This window comes from Amycolatopsis sp. NPDC034160 (genome assembly GCF_055575355.1).
Window position 1 is genome coordinate 717100 of sequence record NZ_JBVISU010000002.1, and the last position, 18922, is coordinate 736021.

Consider the following 18922-nt stretch of genomic DNA (forward strand, 5'->3'; position numbering starts at 1 on the left):
GGCGCAAGTCAATTTAACGTCGTTAAGGAGTGGTATGAACAACCTGAGGACCGACGTGATCGTGGTCGGGGCCGGGCCGACGGGACTGACGCTCGCGAACGAACTGGCGCTCGCCGGCGTCGATGTGGTGGTACTGGAGCGCCTTCGCGAGCGCACGGGCCTCTCGAAGGCACTGAACCTGCAGCCGCGCACCTCGGAAATGCTGGAACTACGCGGACTTCTGGACGGTGTCGAGGAACGTTCGTTCGCGACGGTGCGGGACGGGCATTTCGCAATGATCCCCGTCGTCTACGACGGTTGGGACACTCGATTCCCGTTCCAGCTGGGGATTCCGCAGGCGAAGGTAGAAGAGTTCTTGACGGAATGGCTTGCCGCACAAGGAAGAAAGGTGCTGCGCGGCAGCGAAGTACTCACTTTCGTACAGGACAAGGACTCTGTATCTGTCCGGTACCGAACAGACGGCGGCGAAGCAAAGCTGTACGCGAAGTTTCTCGTCGGTTGCGACGGCGCACGAAGTGTTGTGCGCAAAGGACTCGACATGGACTTTCCCGGCGTGGACGGCGAAGGTTTCGGCGTGGTCGCGGACGTCTTGTTCGACAAGGTGCCTGACGTCGCACAAAAGCAGTGGCGAACGATGCGGAACATCGGCGAGCCGACCGGCGCGACCACGTTCAAAGGCCTGATCCCGTTGGGAGAACCGGGTCTCTACCGGTTCATCTACGGCGACCGGGCCTCTCGGCCAGCGGACATGGGGTCCACCGTCTCCCGCGACGAAGTCCGGAAGGCACTGCTCGACTCGTACGGCGACACCGCGACGGTGTCGGAAATCCGGTGGGCGTCGCGGTTTTCCGATGCGGCGCGGCAGGCCGCGCACTACCGGGACGGGCGGGTGCTGCTGGCGGGCGACGCCGCGCACATTCACTTCCCGGCCGGCGGGCAGGGGTTGAACCTGGGCGTACAAGACGCCATGAACCTGGGCTGGAAGCTGGCCGCGACCGTGCACGGCTGGGCCGGTGACGATCTCCTCGACACCTACGAGGCCGAACGGCACCCGGTGGGCGCGCAGGTGCTGCACAACGTCGCGGCCCAACTGGGGCTGACTCCGCGGTCTCACGAGTCACGCGCGCTTCGCGCCCTTTTCGGCGATCTGGCCGCGCTTCCCGAGGTGAACCGGTATCTGTCGGGCATGGTCTCCGGTCTCGGGATCCGCTACACGACCTACGGGACCGCGCATCCCGCGCTCGGCTCGCGGCTGAACGACCAGGACGTCCTCACCGAAACCGGCCCGCTCCGACCGAGCACCCTGTTCCGGACGGGCGACTTCGTGCTCCTGACGACCACGACCGCCCACATCGACGCCGCCCGCTCGTGGACCCCGCGTTTGACGACCCAACTGGTCACCAGCCTGCCGTGGCCCGCGACCGAGGCCGTGCTGTACCGCCCCGATGGCTACGCCTGCTGGGTCGCCCCCGCCCCCACGCGATAGCAAAGGTCCCCCGCTCCCCCTTCGGGCCCGCGCGATACCAAAGGTCCCCCGCTACCCACCGGCGATACCAAAGGTCCCTTGCTCCCCCGCAGCTCGGCCACCTGCGCAACCGACTCACTTCGGGGTCCAGGGGGCGAAGCCCTCCCTGGCGGGGGTCCGGGGGTTCGACCCCCGGGGTGAAATGCGAAGGAGGCGTGGTCTGCGATTTCCGCAGACCACGCCTCCAACCTCTGTAGCGGGGACAGGATTTGAACCTGCGACCTCTGGGTTATGAGCCCAGCGAGCTACCGAGCTGCTCCACCCCGCGTCGTGACACCTACCTTACGCCTGCGTTTCCAGCAGGCGCAAAGCAGGTGCCCTTTTGGTAACCGACGTCACCCTCCGGGCTGGCCGGTGGGCGGCGGCGCGCTGCTGGCGGGCGGATTATTGGCCGGAGGATTGGCCTTGGCCGCCTCGTAGGCCCTGTACGCGGCATCGAGTGCGGCGAGAGCAGCACCCTGATCCGCGTAGTTGCCCCCTTGCTGGGCCGCCTTGAACTTGCCCCAGGCGTCGTGCATCTCGGCCGCGGCCTTGTCGAGCGCCGGGTTGCCGCCGGCAGGTGGCTGCTGCGGCGGTGCCGTGCCGGGCTGTGGCGGAGTCGTGGGCCCGGGGGTGCCACCGCTCTGAGGCGGTGTGACCCCTGAACCTGTGCCCGCGCCGAAGACCTGGTCGAGGGCTTCGTTGAGCGTCGGCGCGAAGCCGATCTTGGTGCCATAGGAGACCAGAACGCGCGCCAGCTGCGGATAGCTCAGCTGGTTCCGTTGCCGGATGTAGACGGGTTCCACGTAGAGGAAGCCGTTGGCGACGGGCAGCGTGATCAGGTTTCCGTAGGTGACGGTGACGTTCGGGTTGTTGAACAGGGTCCGGTCCTGTGCGACCCGTGGGTCACTTTGGAATCTGTTCTGGACCTGGACGGGACCATCGACCTGGGTGGAGCCACTGGCACCTGTCGGCAGTCTGAGGACCCGCATCTTCCCGTAGTCCTCGGGGTCCGAGGACACCGACATCCAGGCCGCGAGGTACTGCCGCTGGAGACCGGTGAGCGAGCTGGTGAGCTGGAACCGTGACTTGCTGTCGCCCGGCGCGGTGGCCAGGACGTAGTAGCCGGGCTGGTTGGCGATGCCGGACGCGGACGCGTTCAAACCGCCTTCCTGCGTCGGGTCCTGCGGAACGCTCCAGAACGCCTGCTGGGCGTAGAACTCCGCCGGGTTGTTCACGTGGTACTTCGAAAGGAGTTCCCGCTGCACCTTGAAGAGATCTTCGGGGTAACGGAAGTGCGACCGCAGATCCGGTGAGATCTCGCTGCTGGGCTTGATCAGCCCCGGGAAGACCTTCTTCCAGGCGTTGAGCACCGGCTCGTTGTCCTCGACGCCGTACAGGCTCACGGTGCCGTCGAACGCGTCGACGGTGGCCTTGACCGAGTTACGGATGTAGTTGATCGAGGCGTTCGACTGACGGGTGGTGCCGGTGAGCGAGTCGTTGGTGGCCTGCCCGAGCTGGGTCTGCTGGGCATACGGGAAGTTGTTCATCGTCGTGTAGCCGTCGACGATCCACTTGATCTTGCCGTCGACGACAGCCGGGTACGGGTCGCCGTCGAGGGTCAGCCACGGGGCGATCTTGGCGACGCGATCCCGCGGCTCGCGATTGAACATGATCTTGGATCCGTCACCGATGGCGTCGGAGAACAGGATGTTCCGCTCGCCGTACTCGGCGGCGAAGACGAGCCGGTTGAACCAATTGTCGATCGGTACGCCGCCGGAACCCTTGTAGATGTAGGCACGGTCGACGGCCGTGTCGTACTCGCCGGGCGCCTGACCGACCTTGCCGCCGACGATCGCATACGCGGCGTCGGTCGCGAGTTCGCCGTAGTAGATGCGGGGTTCGTCGACCTTGATACCCGGCTTGGACGGGTCGGTCGCACCGGCACCTGTCGGGTTCTGGGTGTCGCTGGTGGTGGCGATCGGGTAACCGCCGTCGGAGTTGGCGTCCTTCAGCGCGCGGTCGATCGTGTTCGCCGGCGCGGCGACGAAGCCGTTTCCGTGTGTGTAGACCAGGTGCTTGTTGATCCAGTTCGTCTGGTTGCCGGCGAGGCCTTCGGTCTTGATCTCCTTGGCCGCGACGATGTAGTCCTGCGTGACACCGTTGAGGGTGTAGCGGTCGATGTCCAGCTTGGACGGGAAGCCGTAGAAGTTCTCACGGCCGACGCGCTGGGTGAAAGTGTCGCTGAGGATGTTCGGATCGAGGAGCCGGATGTTCGGGACGGTCCCCTTGTCCGCTTTGATCTCCGAAGAGGTCGCCTCGGACTTGCCGGTGTAGTCCTTGTACTCGACGTTGGTGAGACCGAACGCCTGGCGCGTCGCGTCCATGTTGCGCTGGATCGACGCGGATTCCTTCTCGTTCGCGTTGGGCTTCACCGAGAACTGGTCGAGCACCGCGGGCCACGCGACGCCGACGAGCACGTTCGACAGGATCAGCAGCACCAGCGCGATCGCCGGGAGCTGGAGGTTGCGCAGGAACGCGCCGGCGAAGAACGCGACAGCACAGATCACCGAGATGCACAGGAGGATCAGCTTCGCGGGCAGGACCGCGTTCAGATCGGTATAAGTGGCGCCGTTGAACAGCGGCAGTCCCCGATCGGAGAGCAGAAGGTTGTACCGGTCGAAGAAGTACTCGACCGCCTTCAGCAGCACGAAGATGCCGATGGTGATGGCGAGCTGGGCGCGGGTCGGGCCGGCGAGCTGGCCGCCCTTGCCCGCGAGCCGGATGCCACCGAAGACGTAGTGCGAGATCAGCGCGCCGAAGAAGGCGATGACGACCGCGATGAACAGCCAGCCCAAGAGCCAGTTGTAGAACGGCAGGTCGAAGGCGTAGAAGCCGACGTCATTGCCGAACTCGGGATCGGTCTGACCGAACGGGGTGCCGTTGAGGAACAGCTGAACGACCTGCCAGTCGGCCTGCGCTGACGCACCGGCGATGAGGCCGGTGAGCACCGGAATGCCGATGCCGAACAGCCGGATCCGGCCGACGATGGCGGACCGGTAGCGCGCGAGCGGGTCGTCGTTGCCGGAGATCGGCACGAAGACCGGCCTTGTCCGGTACGCGATCATCAAGCTGATCGCCAGCGCACCGCCCACCAAGAGTCCTACGGCGAAGAACAAGATGACACGAGTGATCAACACCGTGCTGAACACCGGCCGGGCACCGACCTCGCCGAACCACAGCCAGTCGACGTAGGTGTCGAGCATTCTCGCGCCCAGCAGCAGCGCCAAGATGACTACGGCGGCGATGATGAGCAGGATCCGGCTGCGCCGGGACAGCTTCGGCAGGCTCACGGGGGGCCGAGTGGCCACTGCACACGCTCCTGGTTTGGTGAACTTTGCGCGGGGCGCGCGTACCGCGTGCGGCCCCTGATGCTCTAACTCTACGGATGCGGTCGGAAGTTCCCGGAACCCGCCCAAACCGGACTCGGAAGGCTGCCGTCATGACCGCCTGGAACGATGAGCCAATGGCACCGAGTGAGCAGCAGGGCGTGGCCGGCCTGGCCCGCGAAGTCGAGGAGTTCGTCGCCTCTGGAGGATGGGATCAGCCGCCGCAGCTGTTCGCGCTGGTCCCGACAGCGGCACTGCTGGATGAGCAGCCCGAGTTGGCCGGGCAACTCGACCCGTCCGCCCCGCTGACGCCAGTCGCCCAGGAGTCGCTGCCGGACGGTGACCTCGGCGAAGCACTGGCGCAGATCGCGTGGCCGGACCTCGTACTGGGTTGCGCCCTCGCGCAAGAGATCATCGTGCTTCCGCCGGACGCCGAAGCCGAGCTTCCGGCCGTGCCCGAGACCGATGCCGAACGCCTGCGCCAAGCGGCCGCCGACCACCCGCGCCGCACCGAAGCCCGGCTCGTGGCCGCGGTGCTACGGGACGGCGCCGGAGCGTGCGTCATGCGGCTTCGCGGTGCCGGGCAGTCCGAAGAATCCGGTGACGTCCCTGTCGACGAGATCATCGAGAACCCGGAGCTGGCTCCTAACCTGCTCGAAGCCCTGAAGGCGACGCTGCAACCCTGACCGGCAAAAGAGAGCAAGGGACCTTTGCTATCGCCGACCCGGACGCGGGCCGGAGCGATAGCAAAGGTCCCTTGCTCTCGTCAGACCCGTAGGCGATAGCAAAGGTCCCTTGCTCCCCCGCGGGTCAGCATGAGGCGGTGGGTCTGCCCGCTTTGAGGTTCTCGAGCTGCGCGATCGCCTCGTCCAGCGTGGACACCTTGATCAGGTTCAGGCCATCGGGAGCGGCGGTCTTCGCCTCGGCACAGTTGTGCGCGGGCACGAGGAAGTCGGTGGCTCCGGCCTCGCGGGCGCCGACCACCTTGAACGAGATGCCGCCGATCGGATCGACGACACCCTTCTCCGAGATCTTGCCCGTCCCGGCGATATGCCTGCCACCGGCGAGGTCGCCGGCTTCCATTTTGTCGACGATCGCGAGCGCGAACATCAGACCGGCCGACGGGCCGCCGACGTCTTGCAGGGAGATCTTCACATCGAACGGGACGTCCGCGCGGTCCACCGCGGTCAGGCCCATGAAGCCTTCCGGGCCGTCGGGCCGCTGCGCGAGCGTGAGCGGCACGGTGCGCTCGGCCTGACCGCCGGACTTGAAGGTGATCTGCACGGTCTGCCCCGGCTTGGTGCCGTTCAGCGCGGCCCGCACATCGGTCGCCTCTTTGACCGTCTGCCCGTTGACCACCATCAGCCGGTCGCCCGGGGCGAGCACTTTGTCCGCCGGGCTGCCGGAGACGATCGTCTCCGCGAGCACCTTCACCGGGAACTTGCGGCGCAGCGCGGCGACCTGAGCGGCGGTCTGCGAGTCCTGCAACTGCTGAATGTTCTCTTGGCGGACCTGTTCGTTGGTCTCGCCTGGCTTGAAGTACTCCTCACGCGGCGCCAGCGCGTACCGGCCGCTCGCCCAGAGCCCGAGCGCGTTGAACAGCGTGATGCCGCCATCGCGCAGGGAGACCGTCGTCATGCGGAGCTCACCGGAGGTCTGGAAGACCTCGTGCCCGTTGACCTGGATCACCGACTGCCCGGCGGCGTCTTTGCCGAGCGTGTCGTAGGTCGGGCCGGGACTGATCGCCACATACGGCACCGGGATGAAGAACCCGACCAGCGCGAAGACCACGAACAACACTCCGCTGACCAGCAGCGTCCAGCCTCGCCGGGTCAACCGCCGTTCGGAGCGGTCCTGGTCACTCGCGGACCCCGCACGGCTCCGCGCTGCTGTGGTCTCCTCCGAGGGCTCTGTCACGCGTGACAGCGTACGGTGACGGTGTTCGCTTCTCGGTGAAGGCCACGCTCATCACTCCAGTTGACGAGCTCTGGGTCCCAGGACCCGCGTACGGTGGTGCCATGAGCAAACCCCCGTTCGGCTTCGGACCGCCCGATCCCGACAAACGAGGCGAGAACGAGCCGTCGGACTCCGGCGGCCAGCCCTCCGGCGCCGAGGCCTTCAATCAGCTCGGTCAGATGCTCAGCCAGCTGGGCCAGATGCTCAGCCAGGCCGGCAGCTCGACCGGGCCGGTCAATTACGACCTGGCGAAACAGATCGCGCTGCAGAACCTCAGCAGCAGTAACGGCGGCGACGTCGAACTCGGCTTTTCGCCGTCCAGCGGCGGCGACTCGAGCACGGCGGTCCGTGACGCCGCGCACCTGGCCGAGCTTTGGCTCGACGGCGCGACGATCCTGCCAGCCGGCGCCTCGACGACCGTCGCGTGGTCCGCGCGTACCTGGGTCGAAAAGACCCTGCCCACCTGGCAACGCCTCTGCGACCCCGTCGCCCAGCAGGTCTCGGGCGCATGGGTCCAGGCCCTGCCCGAGGAGGCCAAACAGGCCGCCGGCCCGCTCCTCTCGATGATGGGGCAGATGGGCGGGATGGCCTTCGGCTCCCAGCTCGGCAACGCCCTGGCTCAGTTGGCTTCCGAAGTGCTCACCTCCACCGAGGTCGGCCTTCCGCTGGGCCCTGCGGCCACCTCCGCGCTCCTGCCGGCGAACATCGAGAAGTTCACCGAAGGCCTGGAACTGCCGACCAGCGAAGTGCTGGTCTTCATCGCCGCGCGCGAGGCCGCCCACCAGCGGCTGTTCGCCCACGTCCCCTGGCTGCGGCAGCGCCTCCTCGCCACCGTCGAGGAGTTCGCCAGCGGCATCTCCGTCGACACTTCGGCGCTGGAGCAACTCGCGGGCCAGATCGACCCGTCGAACCCCTCCAGCATCGAAGAGGCCATGTCCTCCGGGCTGCTCGAACCGCAGACCTCGCCCGAGCAGAAGGCGGCGCTGAACCGCCTCGAGACACTGCTCGCGCTGGTCGAAGGCTGGGTCGACGTCGTTGTCGCCGAGGCCATCGGCGATCGCCTCCCGGGCGCGGACGCGCTCCGGGAGACGCTGCGCCGACGCCGGGCCACGGGCGGCCCGGCCGAGCAGACCTTCGCCACCCTGGTCGGGCTTGAGCTCCGACCGCGGCGGATGCGGGCGGCTTCTTCGCTGTGGAAGCTGGTCGGCGACCAGCACGGCATCGAGAAGAGGGACGGACTCTGGTCCCACCCCGACCTCATGCCGACCGCCGAGGACCTCGACGAGCCGCTCGATTTTTCCGAGCGTCTCGGCGATGGCGAGTCGACCCTCGACGGCATCGACCCGATCGCCGAGATCGAACGCACCCAGCGTGAGAAGGACAAGGGCGACGAAGACAAGAAGTGAGGCACGTCAGTCCTCCGCCGCGATGCCCCAGCCGGCGGCGGAGGACAGGCCCTCCAGATAGCCGATGGCGCGCTCGGTCTTGGGATAACGGCGAACGAGCTCCCAGAACGCCGCGTTGTGCCCTGGTTCTTTCAAATGCGCGAGTTCGTGCACGAGGACGTAGTCCAGCACCCAGGCCGGCACCCGGCGCAGACGATTACTGACCCTGATCGTCGCGTCGACCGGCGTGCAGGACGCCCACCTCGTGCGCATCGGCGGCACCCAGCGAACGCTCGCGGGTATCGCCTTTCCGTCCAGATACTTCGCCGAGAGCACGGCGCAGCGCGCCAGCAGTGCCTCGTCCGAGGCCTTCGGCGGAGCTGCCCGCTTCGGGCCTGTGCGCAGCAGCTTGCGCTGCATCTCGGCTACCCAGTGCTTCTCCTCGGCCCGGGTCATCCGGGCCGGGATCAGCACGACGAGGGTGTCCTCGTCCCAGTACGCGGTGACGGTCCGGTGGCGGCGCTGGCTACGCCGTACCTCGACCTTGTGTTCGGGAGCGTCCGACGGGGGAATCGTCTTGTCCCGGCTCCTCAATGAGGGCATCCGTGCTTCGACCACTCGACCACGGTAAGGCCAGTCACCGACAACTCCGAGAACCGAAAGGTCACAGCCCTGAGTTATCCACAAGGGGACCCACCTGTGGATAACTCGGGTTTTTCTTAGTGAACGGTTAGCGGGCCGGTGCGATCCTGCGATCATGAACCTTCGCGAACCGGATCTGCGATCGATCGCCTTGCCCGCCTTCCCTGCCTTGCTTCCCGGCCTCGATGTGCTGGAACGCGGGAACGGCGAGATCCAGATCGGCCTCGACCCCGCCCACGCCGTGGTGATCGCCGGAGTCGCCACCGAGGTGGCCGAAGCCGTCCGCGGACTGGACGGGAAACGAGCCGCCGACGACATCGTGCTCGCGCAGAGCGAACACGACGAACAGTTGCGGGACCTGATGACGGACCTCACGGCCCGCGGGCTCGTGACCGACGCCGGGGAAGCCGGACGGCATCCACGGCCAAGACCGGAGACGGGACTGTGGTCGCTCCGCGCCCGCCATCATCAGTCGGCCGTGACGGCGCGTCGCAAGCGCACCGCGGTGGCTGTCCACGGTGACGGACGGCTGGCCGTGGCCATCGCCGTACTGCTCGCCAACGCCGGAATCGGACACATCGACATCCGAGCGACTGGCACGGTTCTCGCACGAGATCTGGGTTCGGGTTACACCGAGGCCGAAATCGGCATGCCGCGCCGGGAAGCGATGGCGCAGGTGGTGCACCGCGCCGGGGCGAACACGTCGACCACCCGGCTCTACGCGGACCGGCAGCCAGAACTCGCGCTGCTCGCCGACGCCGTGGTGCCCGCTCCCGAAGTGGTCGATGAGCTCGTTCGAGACGGTGTAAGCCACCTGCCGGTGCGCGTACGGGACGGAGTCGGCATCGTCGGACCGCTGGTGGTACCTGGCCGAAGCAGCTGCTTGCGCTGCGCCGACCTGCACCGTTCTGGACTCGACAAGTCCTGGCCCAGGGTGGCGAGCCAGCTCGCCGGACGCGTGCAACGACCGGATCTCGGCGCCGTGCAGGCGTGCGCCGCGCTGGCCTCCGCCCAGGCACTCCGGCTGCTCTCACCCGACGACCAGGCGCCGCCCGCGTGGAACGCCACCCTCGAGATCGACTTCTTCGACGGCGCGATCCGCCATCGCGATTGGCCGCCGCACAGCGGATGCGGATGTGGCGCTCGGTGATGCCGCGAGCGACGTAGCCCACACGCACGCCCTCGACAGGCTGCGCGCGCGGAGTGAATCAAGGCAGAATCGCGAAGGTGACCGACTCCCGCAGCGCCGAGGACCGTGAAACCGACATCCCCCGCAAAGGGGCTGCGCGCACGGCGAAGCTGGCCAGTATCCCGCTCGGCATAGCGGGCCGGGCGGTCGGCGGCTGGGGCCGACGACTGACCGGGCAGAGCGCCGAAGAAGTCAGTGCGACCTTGTCCGCGAAAGCAGCGGAACAGCTCTTCGAGGTCCTCGGCACGCTCAAGGGCGGCGCCATGAAATTCGGCCAAGCTCTCAGTGTCTTCGAGGCCGCGGTGCCGGACGAGATGGCGAAGCCCTATCGCGAGGCCCTCACCAAGCTCCAGGCCGCGGCACCGCCCATGCCGACCCGGCAGACCCACCGAGTCCTCGCCGAGCAGCTGGGACGCAGCTGGCAGCAGCGGTTCGCCGCCTTCGACGACGAGCCGGCAGCGGCCGCGAGCATCGGCCAGGTCCACCGTGCGACCTGGCACGACGGTCGCGAAGTCGCCGTCAAGGTCCAGTACCCCGGCGCCGACGACGCGTTGCGGAGCGACCTTCGCCAGCTTCAGCGTTTCAGCAGGCTGTTCCAGGCCTTCGTGCCGGGAACCGAAGTAAAACCGCTTCTGGCCGAACTGGCCGAGCGGATGAACGAAGAGCTCGACTACCAGGCAGAAGCCCAAAACCAGCGTGCCTTCGTAAAGGCTTTCGAAGGCGTCCCCGGCTTCCTGATCCCCCGGGTGGTCGCCAGCGCGCCGAAGGTCGTCGTCACGGAGTGGGTCACCGGAACGCCTCTTTCGAAGATCATCGCTGGCGGCGACAAAGAGGCGCGGGACCGCGCCGGCCGTCTGCTCACCGAGTTCCACTACTCGTCGCCGGAACGGGCCCGGCTCTTGCATTCGGACCCGCACCCCGGCAACTTCATGCTGACCGCCGACGGTAGGCTGTGCGTGATCGACTTCGGTGGGGTGTCCCGGCTGCCCGAAGGCATTCCGCAGCATCTGGGCGAGATGACCAGGCTGGCGCTCGACGGCGAGTCTACGAAGCTGATGCGGCTGCTCAGGGAGTCCGGCTTCATCCGGGCGGACACGGATCTGCAGGCCGACGACGTGCTCGCCTACCTCGCACCGTTCACCGAACCGCTGGCAGGAGAGACGTTCCACTTCACCCGCCGCTGGATGCAGCGTCAGGCGGGCCGGGTCGGGGACACCCGCGGCCGGGATTTCCGGATCGGCCGCTCACTCAATCTGCCGCCCGAGTACCTCATGATCCACCGGGTCACCGCCGGATCGACCGGCATCCTCTGCCAGCTCGACGCGGAGATCCCCGCCCGCGCGATCGTCGAACGGTGGCAACCCGGCTTCGCGGCCTGAGAAGTTATCCACAGGGATCGTTGCGACAGAGCCAAAATCAGGGGCGCTCGGGCGAGTTGTCCACAACTTTGGAGAAGCGGTTCCACCCGGACGGCCCAACGGTCATCCTCGATACATGACCACTACACGAAGCGCTCGACTGATGGCGCTTAGTAACACCTGCGAGTCCGGGATCATCACCAGCCGCGAGCTTCGCAAAGCAGGTGTGACCGCGCGTCACGCCGCGAAGCTCTGCGGGCCCGGTGGTCCTTGGCGAAGGCTGATGCCGGGTGTGATCCTGTTGCGCGACTCCGCGCCCACCCGGCTTCAACTGCTACAGGCCGCCGTCGCACGGTTCGGACCGGACGTAGTGGTGACGGGCGCTGACGCACTTCGCGCGCGAGGCGTCGACTGCCCGGTGACGCGCGAGATCCACCTCCTCGTCCCCGACTACCGGCGCATGCCGGCGGAACCCGGCATGTTGCCCCGACGAACCACGCGGATGCCGCCGCCGACCTTGATCGACGGCGTCGCGTTCGCCCCTCCCGCCCGCGCGGCACTCGATCTCGCTCGCCTGGAGCTCGATCCGGCCCGGATCGACGAGCTGATCTTGCTCCCGCTGTATTGGGGCCTATGCACGCTGGAAGAGCTGAAGGAGGAGCTCGATGCCGGTAACCGGCGAGGCTCAGCCGCGGTGCGTGCGGCTCTGCGCCGTGTCGATCCCGAAGAGACCTACGCGTGCGGACTGGCGAAGCAGGCGCTCGACGGCTGCCCGCTGCCCTCGCCATCGTGGAACGTGACGATCTGCGACCGGCGTGGGCGGCCCATCGGCGCCGCCGACGCCTGGTGGGACGACATCGGCCTGGCGTGGCAATTCCGTGCGCCGAAACAGGGCACCGCGAACTTTCATCCGCTGGCACTGACCGCGACCGGCACCGTGCTGGTCCGCTGCACCATCGACCAGCTGAGGAAGGTTCCGAGGGAAGTGGCGGCCGAGCTCGTCAGGGGGTACGCGGAAGCAGCACGGACGCCTCGGCCGAAGGTCCGCACGATCGGTCAGATCGACGACGCCGCCTAAGGGCTCACCAATACTCGTCCGGAAGCTTTCCCTCGATGTCGCGCGCGTGGCGGCGAGCGCAGGTAGGACACATCCATCGCACGACGTTCTTCTCCCGGGTGGAAACCCAGGCGAGCGCCTGCGCGGCTTCCTCGTCGACACCACGAATCCTGCCGCACAACGAACAACCGACCTGGTCACTCACGGCTGTCGTCCACAATGGATCGTTTTCGTCCCCTGCAGGAACAGGTCCTGGCGCGCGCCGAGGAAGGCGGGGCTCGCTGGATTCACCAGGGCGGCCGCGGTCTTGTGATCGTCGCTGCTCAGGCGATCACCTGCCACTTCGGCCAACCAAGTAACCCGCTCGACGATGAAGTCGCGCAGCAGTTCCGGCCCGGGCGCCGGGTGGTGGATGAGCACCCCGAAGGAGTCGACGTTATCGAGGCCCGCCCGCTGAAGCGCGATGTTCCAGCCGTAGGGCATGGAGACCGCACCAGGGATACCTGCACGCATTTCGGCGAACCACTCACCTCGTGCGGCGAGCAACCGCCCCTCGAGTCCTGGTCGGCCGATGCCGAGGTCCCAGGGAAGACAGTTGAAGTCCAGGCCGCCCTCGGAAATGGCGACCAAGCCGCCGGGGCGGGCGAGCCGGGCGAAGGTGTTGATCGCCGCTTGCTGGTCGGGCAAGTGGTGGACCACACGTGAAGCCCAGACCAGATCGGCGGCAGGAAGCTTCGCGGGCAAGTCGCCGTCGGCCACGTCGGCGTGGATCGTCTCGACGATGGCCTTATCCCCCGCGGCCGCGCTGACGACCCGGTGCGCCTCGGCCAGCAGCTGCTCGGTCGCGTCGACCAACACGATCCTGGCGCCGACGGAGGCGAGCTCCTCGGCGAAGAGCACGCTCATCCCGCCCGCACCACAGCCGACGTCGAGGATGGTCGGCCCGTCTGGCATACCTGCCAAGAGCTGGCGAGCCGCTACCCGCGTCGGCCCGGCGTCGAGCGCTTCGGCCATGCGAAGCGCTCGACGCCGGTCCGCCCAGTCGATGTCATCGTGCGTGTGTGCGGCCATTCCTCCAGTGAACACCAAACCAAGCCGCACCACGCCCAAAAGAGGGAGCGGGGGACCTTTGCTATCGCGGCGCGACAGCAAAGGTCCCCCGCTCCCCCCATGGGGTCAGGCCTGCAGACGCTCGGCTCGCCGGGTCGCCCAGCGAGCGACCCTGTTCCACCTGCGTACGGCGCGTGCGCCGCTTCGAGCCCGCTGCGCGCGGACTCCCTCCTCAAGGTCTCGTATTCGGGCTCTGGACAGTTCTTCATAAAGCAACATTTCGCTGGTCTCCTCGACCTTGATCTCGTTCAACTTGGCCGGCGCGAGAGTCCGGCGACCCGTTCGCGCCTCGTAATCCCTGGTGGTGATGGGTTCGACGGTCATGCCGCTGCGCTCCGCTCGACCTTGCGCGCAACCGGACGAGCCTCGGCGGCGGGCTCGACGACCGAGTTCTTGCGGGGGCGGCCGCGGGGCCGCTTCCGCGCGACGACGACGCCACGCTCGAAGATCTCGCCACCCCAGACACCCCACGGCTCACGCCGCGACAGGGCGCCCGCGAGGCAGGCGGAACGAACCGGGCAGTCCGCGCAGAACGCCTTCGCGCGCTCGAGTTCTGCCGGCGACTCGGCGAACCACAGGTCCGCGTCGCCCGAACGGCAGGGAAGCGTCGACTCAGGCGAGTCGATGGCGTCGAGCAGGTCGACGACGCCTGCGTCGGCGAAGGGCAGAGCCTCCCCCGGCGCGAAAGCTACGGCCGATGACATGAGTGCACTCCTTTGTCCCGTGACGGATTTAGTACTGACGGTGGAACTGGACAACGCTGAACCCCAATTAGGTTGTGCAGCCAACTTGTTTGTGCAGCAAAAAACACGAAGGCCGCGGATCCGGTTACCGGTTCCGCGGCCTTCGTGAGCCTCTAGTCCTGACTAGGTCAGGAACTTCGCTCCCGTATGGACAACGGAACACGGAACTGCTTGATGGTCGGCAGATCGACGCCACCGTTCACGTACGCGCCACCGAAGACAGCGGTGTGCGTGAAGGTTTCGTCAGCGGTGACCCAGCGCCGGTTGAGACGCTGAGTGCCGCGGGCGGCGAGGATGCTCACGGGCATGAAGGCGCCCTGACGCTGAGCCTGCGGGACTTCCGCGACGCAGGACAGACGGGTGCCCGGGTTCGTGACCATCATGTTGATCCTCATTTCACCGGCACCACCTTTCTCTGTCGCGCGCGAGCCGCCCTGCGGTCTACGCTGTGTTGTAGAAGTTCTTCCCCAGTTGCCAGGCGCTGCCGCCCGGTACCTGCAGGTTATTGCCCTCGACCACACCGGGGCAACTTATTTTTCAGAAAAACCGTCGAAGCTACGAAGATCGGCTCTGAGCAGCGGGTTCGCCGCGTAGATCAAGCCCGCGACGCGGTCAAGTCTCCACTGAAGCCCGCACGACGTCGAGAACCTCCGCTCCGAAGCGTTCGAGCTTCGTCGCGCCGATCCCGGAGATGGCACACAACGCTGTGTCATCGGTCGGCCGTTGCTCGGCGATGGCGACCAGTGTCGCATCCGTGAAGACGACGAAGGCCGGCACCTTGAGCTCGCGGGAGCGTTCCCCTCGCCAGGACTTCAGCTTCTCGAGCAGCTGCTCATCCACATTGGACGGGCAACGGGAGCAGCGACCCAGCTTGATGTCCAGGGTCTCCAGCAGCGGTCCGCCGCAAACTCGGCACCGTGCCTTGGTACCGGAATGCTTCGGTTGCTGAGACCGAGCGACCCTCGCCGCCGGGTGATCTTCGGGGATCAGGCCGTAGAGGAACCGGCTGCGTCGCCGATTGCGGCGGTTTCCCGACGTCCTGGCCAAGGCCCACGAAAGCGAGAGGTGCTCTCGTGCGCGAGTGACACCGACATAGAAGAGGCGGCGCTCTTCTTCGATGGCCGCGTCATCGCCGTCCGCGTGCAGGATCGGCATGGTCCCCTCGGCGAGTCCCACGAGGAACACCGCATCCCATTCGAGGCCCTTCGCCGCATGAAGCGAGGCCAAGGTGATGCCCTCCACTGTCGGCGGGTGCTGCGCGGTCGCCCGTTGTTCGAGCTCCGCCACGAACCTGGGCAGATCCGCGTCGTCGACGGTGGAAGCAAGCTCCTCGGCCAACTCGACGATCGACAGGAGCGCGTCCCACCTTTCTTTCGCCGCGCCGCCGGCCGGGGGCTGGTCGGTGAGCCCTACCTTCGCGAGCACAGAACGGACCCTGGTCACCAGCTCGCCGGTGTCCGCGTCCGTCGCCGCCATCCGCAACGCGGACATCGCCTGCCGGACCTCGGTCCTGGCGAAGAAGCGCTCGCCACCACGGACCAGGTACGGGATGCCCAATTCCGCCAACGCCTGCTCGTAGGCCTCGGACTGGGCGTTGACGCGGTAGAGCACCGCGATCTCACTGGCCGCCACGCCACTGTCGAGCAACTCACGGATCCTGCGTGCGACAGCGGCGGCCTCTGCGGTCTCGTCGTCGTATTCGGCGAAGCGCGGAGGCGGCCCCGAAGGACGCTGGCCGATGAGCTTCAGCCTCGACCCCGCCGGTCGGCCACGGGCGGCACCGATCACCTGATTGGCGAGAGCCACGACTTCCGGAGTCGAGCGGTAGTCCCGCTCGAGCCGCACGACTGTCGCCTCGGGGTACCTCCGCGTGAACTCCAGCAGCGGACGGGGTGAGGCGCCACCGAACGAATAGATCGTCTGGTTGGCGTCGCCGACCACGGTCAAGTCGTCGCGGCCGCCGAGCCACGCGTCGAGCAGCCGCTGTTGCAGGGGGGTGACGTCCTGGTACTCGTCGACGACGAAACAGCGGTAGCGCTCGCGGAACTCCTGGGCCACCACCGTGTGCTCCTCGAGAACCGCGGTGGTGTGCAGGAGGAGGTCGTCGAAATCGAGGACCTGCGCGGCGTTCTTGACCTTCTCGTAGTTTCGATAGACCTCCGCGACCTGCGCCGAGGGCGCGGGCGTGTCCCGCTGCGTGCGAGCGGCGACGGCGGGATAGTCGTCCGGCGATACCAAAGAGGCCTTGCTCCACTCGATCTCACTGGCGAGGTCACGCAGGAGTTCCGTCTCGGTGCCGAGACCGGCCTTGGTGGCGGCTTGGCTGATGTAGCGGAACTTGTTCTCGAGCAGCTCCCAAGGCCTGTCCCCGACGACCTGGGGCCAGAAGTACCGAAGCTGGCGACGCGCGGCAGCGTGGAAGGTGAGCGCCTGGGCGGCGTCAACCCCCAGGCCCCGAAGGCGCGCGCGCATCTCCCCTGCGGCACGTGTCGTGAAGGTGACCGCGAGGACCTGACCAGCGGCGACGTGTCCCGAGCGGACCAGGTGGGCGATGCGGTGTGTGATCGTTCGCGTCTTGCCGGTCCCCGCTCCCGCGAGTACACAGACCGGCCCCCTCGGGGCGCAGGCGGCGGCGCGTTGCTCGGGGTCGAGCCCATCGAGCAGGCCTGGACGACTCTTCGGGGACGATGCGCTAACCACGTCCCCGATCCTCGCAGAGGGCCCGACGGGATCGGCGCAGGGCACGCGGCCGTATCCTGGTCACATGGCGGGAAAGCAGGACAAGGAAGCAGCGAAGCTGGCCAAGAAGGAGAAGCGCGCCGCGAGCAAGGCTCGCCGCGGGCAGATCTTCGAGGCCTTCAAGATGCAGCGCAAGGAAGACAAGGCGCTCATCCCCTGGATGGTCGGATCGCTCCTGGTCATCACCGGTGTGGTGTTCGGCATCGGGTTCATCTTCGACGTCCACTGGGTCGTGCTGCCGCTGGGCATCCTGCTCGGCGCACTCGCCGCTGTGATCATCTTCGGCAGGCGGGTCCAGAAGACCGTGTACTCGAAGGCCGACGGACAGCCGGGCGCCGCAGCCTGGGCACTCGAGAACATGCGCGGCCGGTGGAAGGTGACGCCGACCGTAGCGGCCACGACTCAGCTCGACGCCGTGCACCGAGTGCTCGGCGGCCCGGGTGTCGTGCTCGTCGCCGAGGGTGCGCCGCACCGGGTCAAGTCCCTGCTCGCGCAGGAGAAGAAGCGCGTTGCCCGCTTGATCGGTGAGACCCCGATCTACAACGTGATCATCGGGAACGAAGAGCAGCAGGTGCCGCTGAAGAAGCTGCAGGGCTACCTCATGAAGCTCCCCCGAAACCTCAAGCCTGCCCAGGTCGACGCTCTGGAAGCGAAGCTGGCCGCCCTCGGAAACCGTGGCGCCGCGATGCCCAAGGGCCCGATGCCTGCCGGCGCGAAGATGCGCAACGTTCAGCGCACCATCCGCCGCCGCTGACCAAGCGAGAATCAGGGGTCCTTTACTGCCGCGTGCGGCAGTAAAGGACCCCTGATTCGTTTCCGGACGAAAACTGTCGGTGGGTGGTCGCATGATCACTGTGTGGATGAAACCTCGAGCGCCCGGCAGAAGGCGCTGGCGGCGATGTTCCCGGACGGCGTGGCCGCCCGGGCGAAACTTGTCGCCCTGGGGTACTCCCACTCCTGGATCTCTCGCCGTTGTCGTGAAGGCGGCCCGTGGCGGCGCCCTATCCCCGGCGTCATCCTTCTGACCAACGCGACTCCGACCAGGCGCCAGCTCCTGAAGGTCGCGCTGACTCACGCGGGTCCGGAGGCCATGCTCACCGGAGTCCAGGCGGCCCGGCTGCACGGAGTCAGGAGACTTCCGCCAGAAAGACGGGCGCACACCTTGATTCCCCACCGGAGCAAGGTCGCCACCTGGGGATTCGCCGTTGTCGAGCGAACCATCCACCTGCCGGAACCGGTGGAGATCGACGGCATGCCGGTAGCACCACTCGCCAGGGCTCTGATCGATGCCGCTCGTCGTATGGACGAACTGCAATCCGTGCGGGCGATGATCCACGACGCCGTCCATCGCGGACTCTGCACTCCAGAGGAACTTCGAGAAGAGCTGGCGCAGGCAAGCACGATCGGCTCAGCACTGCCCCGCCTCGTCGTCGGCGCCCTCCAGGACGGTGTCGACTCCGCCGTAGAGCAATGGCTGGAGACCGTGCTCGAACGCAGCGGTTTGCCCAGGCCGGAGCGAAATGTCGAGCTACGAGCTCCGGACGGACAAATAGTCGGTGTCGCCGAGGTCTGGTGGCCGAAAATCTACGTCGCCATGCAAATCCGCCACGCCGAGGTCGCCCTCGAGCCGGACATGACACCCGAAACATCCCCGCTGGTCGCGGTCGGCCTCATCGTCATCCAGGTGAGTCCGGCGCAGCTGCGGGACCAACCGTTGGTCGTGGTCCAGGAGTTGCGAGCAGCTCATCGCCGTGCTCAGCAACGACCGCCTCCGGAGCTCAGCGATGCTTCTGCGGCACCGGCAGCCTGAGGAGCCGTGCCGCGGGGAGAGCAAAGGTCCCTTGCTCCTC

The 18922-nt window shown here is 67.1% G+C and carries 16 protein-coding genes and 1 tRNA gene; 8 read left to right on the forward strand and 9 right to left on the reverse strand.

Annotated features, from left to right (window positions below):
- Positions 1–34 precede the first annotated feature (34 nt).
- The gene (locus ACZ54P_RS08335) at positions 35–1486 is read left to right on the forward strand and encodes an FAD-dependent monooxygenase (RefSeq protein ID WP_465460816.1); all 1452 of its coding nucleotides are present in this window, start codon (positions 35–37) and stop codon (positions 1484–1486) included.
- Between the two features lie 233 nt (positions 1487–1719).
- On the opposite strand, the gene ACZ54P_RS08340 is transcribed toward ACZ54P_RS08335, so the two are convergent.
- Together ACZ54P_RS08340 and ACZ54P_RS08345 are read right to left on the reverse strand one after the other, a co-directional pair.
- Positions 1720–1793, reverse strand: a tRNA-Met gene (locus ACZ54P_RS08340).
- Positions 1794–1860: 67 nt separating this feature from the next.
- Positions 1861–4875, reverse strand: coding sequence for a UPF0182 family protein (locus ACZ54P_RS08345; RefSeq protein ID WP_465460817.1), 3015 nt, complete (start codon positions 4873–4875; stop codon positions 1861–1863).
- Between the two features lie 155 nt (positions 4876–5030).
- Here ACZ54P_RS08345 and ACZ54P_RS08350 point away from each other — a divergent pair, with 155 nt between their 5' ends.
- Positions 5031–5579 carry a PPA1309 family protein gene (locus ACZ54P_RS08350; protein WP_465460818.1) on the forward strand — a complete coding sequence of 183 codons (549 nt, stop codon included), beginning with the start codon at positions 5031–5033 and terminating at the stop codon, positions 5577–5579.
- Between the two features lie 124 nt (positions 5580–5703).
- On the opposite strand, the gene ACZ54P_RS08355 is transcribed toward ACZ54P_RS08350, so the two are convergent.
- The gene (locus tag ACZ54P_RS08355; protein WP_465460868.1) at positions 5704–6708 is read right to left on the reverse strand and encodes a YlbL family protein; all 1005 of its coding nucleotides are present in this window, start codon (positions 6706–6708) and stop codon (positions 5704–5706) included.
- A gap of 203 nt (positions 6709–6911) precedes the next feature.
- On the opposite strand from ACZ54P_RS08355, the gene ACZ54P_RS08360 reads away from it, so the two are divergent.
- The gene (locus ACZ54P_RS08360) at positions 6912–8255 is read left to right on the forward strand and encodes a zinc-dependent metalloprotease (RefSeq protein ID WP_465460819.1); all 1344 of its coding nucleotides are present in this window, start codon (positions 6912–6914) and stop codon (positions 8253–8255) included.
- A 6-nt stretch (positions 8256–8261) separates the two neighbouring features.
- Here the strand turns inward: ACZ54P_RS08360 and ACZ54P_RS08365 are convergent, their stop codons facing one another.
- Positions 8262–8828, reverse strand: coding sequence for a M48 metallopeptidase family protein (locus ACZ54P_RS08365; RefSeq protein ID WP_465460869.1), 567 nt, complete (start codon positions 8826–8828; stop codon positions 8262–8264).
- Between the two features lie 163 nt (positions 8829–8991).
- On the opposite strand from ACZ54P_RS08365, the gene ACZ54P_RS08370 reads away from it, so the two are divergent.
- From ACZ54P_RS08370 to ACZ54P_RS08380, 3 genes are all read left to right on the forward strand, one after another.
- Positions 8992–10026, forward strand: coding sequence for a hypothetical protein (locus tag ACZ54P_RS08370; protein WP_465460820.1), 1035 nt, complete (start codon positions 8992–8994; stop codon positions 10024–10026).
- A gap of 77 nt (positions 10027–10103) precedes the next feature.
- Positions 10104–11444, forward strand: coding sequence for an ABC1 kinase family protein (locus ACZ54P_RS08375; RefSeq protein ID WP_465460821.1), 1341 nt, complete (start codon positions 10104–10106; stop codon positions 11442–11444).
- 142 nt (positions 11445–11586) lie between these two features.
- Positions 11587–12501 (forward strand): hypothetical protein, encoded by a 915-nt coding sequence (locus ACZ54P_RS08380; protein ID WP_465460870.1) that lies wholly within the window; start codon positions 11587–11589, stop codon positions 12499–12501.
- Between the two features lie 180 nt (positions 12502–12681).
- On the opposite strand, the gene ACZ54P_RS08385 is transcribed toward ACZ54P_RS08380, so the two are convergent.
- The 5 genes from ACZ54P_RS08385 to ACZ54P_RS08405 all read right to left on the reverse strand — a co-directional run bounded on the left by ACZ54P_RS08385 (position 12682) and on the right by ACZ54P_RS08405 (position 17033).
- A complete protein-coding gene (locus ACZ54P_RS08385; RefSeq protein WP_465460822.1) occupies positions 12682–13551 on the reverse strand; it encodes a class I SAM-dependent methyltransferase in 870 nt (289 codons plus the stop codon).
- Between the two features lie 105 nt (positions 13552–13656).
- Positions 13657–13914 (reverse strand): hypothetical protein, encoded by a 258-nt coding sequence (locus tag ACZ54P_RS08390; RefSeq protein WP_465460823.1) that lies wholly within the window; start codon positions 13912–13914, stop codon positions 13657–13659.
- Positions 13911–14294: a WhiB family transcriptional regulator gene (locus tag ACZ54P_RS08395; RefSeq protein ID WP_465460824.1), complete on the reverse strand. Its 384-nt coding sequence runs from the start codon at positions 14292–14294 to the stop codon at positions 13911–13913. The genes ACZ54P_RS08390 and ACZ54P_RS08395 overlap by 4 nt, the downstream gene beginning before the upstream one ends.
- Before the next feature lie 167 nt (positions 14295–14461).
- A complete protein-coding gene (locus tag ACZ54P_RS08400; RefSeq protein ID WP_465460825.1) occupies positions 14462–14728 on the reverse strand; it encodes a hypothetical protein in 267 nt (88 codons plus the stop codon).
- 217 nt (positions 14729–14945) lie between these two features.
- Positions 14946–17033, reverse strand: a complete 2088-nt coding sequence (locus ACZ54P_RS08405) for an ATP-dependent DNA helicase UvrD2 (RefSeq protein ID WP_465460826.1) — start codon at positions 17031–17033, stop codon at positions 14946–14948.
- 64 nt (positions 17034–17097) lie between these two features.
- On the opposite strand from ACZ54P_RS08405, the gene ACZ54P_RS08410 reads away from it, so the two are divergent.
- Positions 17098–17826, forward strand: coding sequence for a DUF4191 domain-containing protein (locus ACZ54P_RS08410; RefSeq protein WP_061981160.1), 729 nt, complete (start codon positions 17098–17100; stop codon positions 17824–17826).
- 102 nt (positions 17827–17928) lie between these two features.
- Complete coding sequence (locus tag ACZ54P_RS08415) at positions 17929–18882, forward strand: hypothetical protein (RefSeq protein ID WP_465460827.1); 954 nt, start codon at positions 17929–17931, stop codon at positions 18880–18882.
- Positions 18883–18922 lie beyond the last annotated feature (40 nt).

Bases quoted from the DNA above. Each gene is read 5' to 3' on its own strand.
- ACZ54P_RS08350 (WP_465460818.1), top strand. From the start codon at position 5,031: ATGGCACCGAGTGAGCAGCAGGGCGTGGCCGGCCTGGCCCGCGAAGTC.
- ACZ54P_RS08395 (WP_465460824.1), bottom strand. From the start codon at position 14,294: ATGTCATCGGCCGTAGCTTTCGCGCCGGGGGAGGCTCTGCCCTTCGCC.
- ACZ54P_RS08335 (WP_465460816.1), top strand. From the start codon at position 35: ATGAACAACCTGAGGACCGACGTGATCGTGGTCGGGGCCGGGCCGACG.
- ACZ54P_RS08410 (WP_061981160.1), top strand. From the start codon at position 17,098: ATGGCGGGAAAGCAGGACAAGGAAGCAGCGAAGCTGGCCAAGAAGGAG.
- ACZ54P_RS08400 (WP_465460825.1), bottom strand. From the start codon at position 14,728: ATGAGGATCAACATGATGGTCACGAACCCGGGCACCCGTCTGTCCTGC.
- ACZ54P_RS08360 (WP_465460819.1), top strand. From the start codon at position 6,912: ATGAGCAAACCCCCGTTCGGCTTCGGACCGCCCGATCCCGACAAACGA.
- ACZ54P_RS08385 (WP_465460822.1), bottom strand. From the start codon at position 13,551: ATGGCCGCACACACGCACGATGACATCGACTGGGCGGACCGGCGTCGA.
- ACZ54P_RS08390 (WP_465460823.1), bottom strand. From the start codon at position 13,914: ATGACCGTCGAACCCATCACCACCAGGGATTACGAGGCGCGAACGGGT.
- ACZ54P_RS08370 (WP_465460820.1), top strand. From the start codon at position 8,992: ATGAACCTTCGCGAACCGGATCTGCGATCGATCGCCTTGCCCGCCTTC.
- ACZ54P_RS08380 (WP_465460870.1), top strand. From the start codon at position 11,587: ATGGCGCTTAGTAACACCTGCGAGTCCGGGATCATCACCAGCCGCGAG.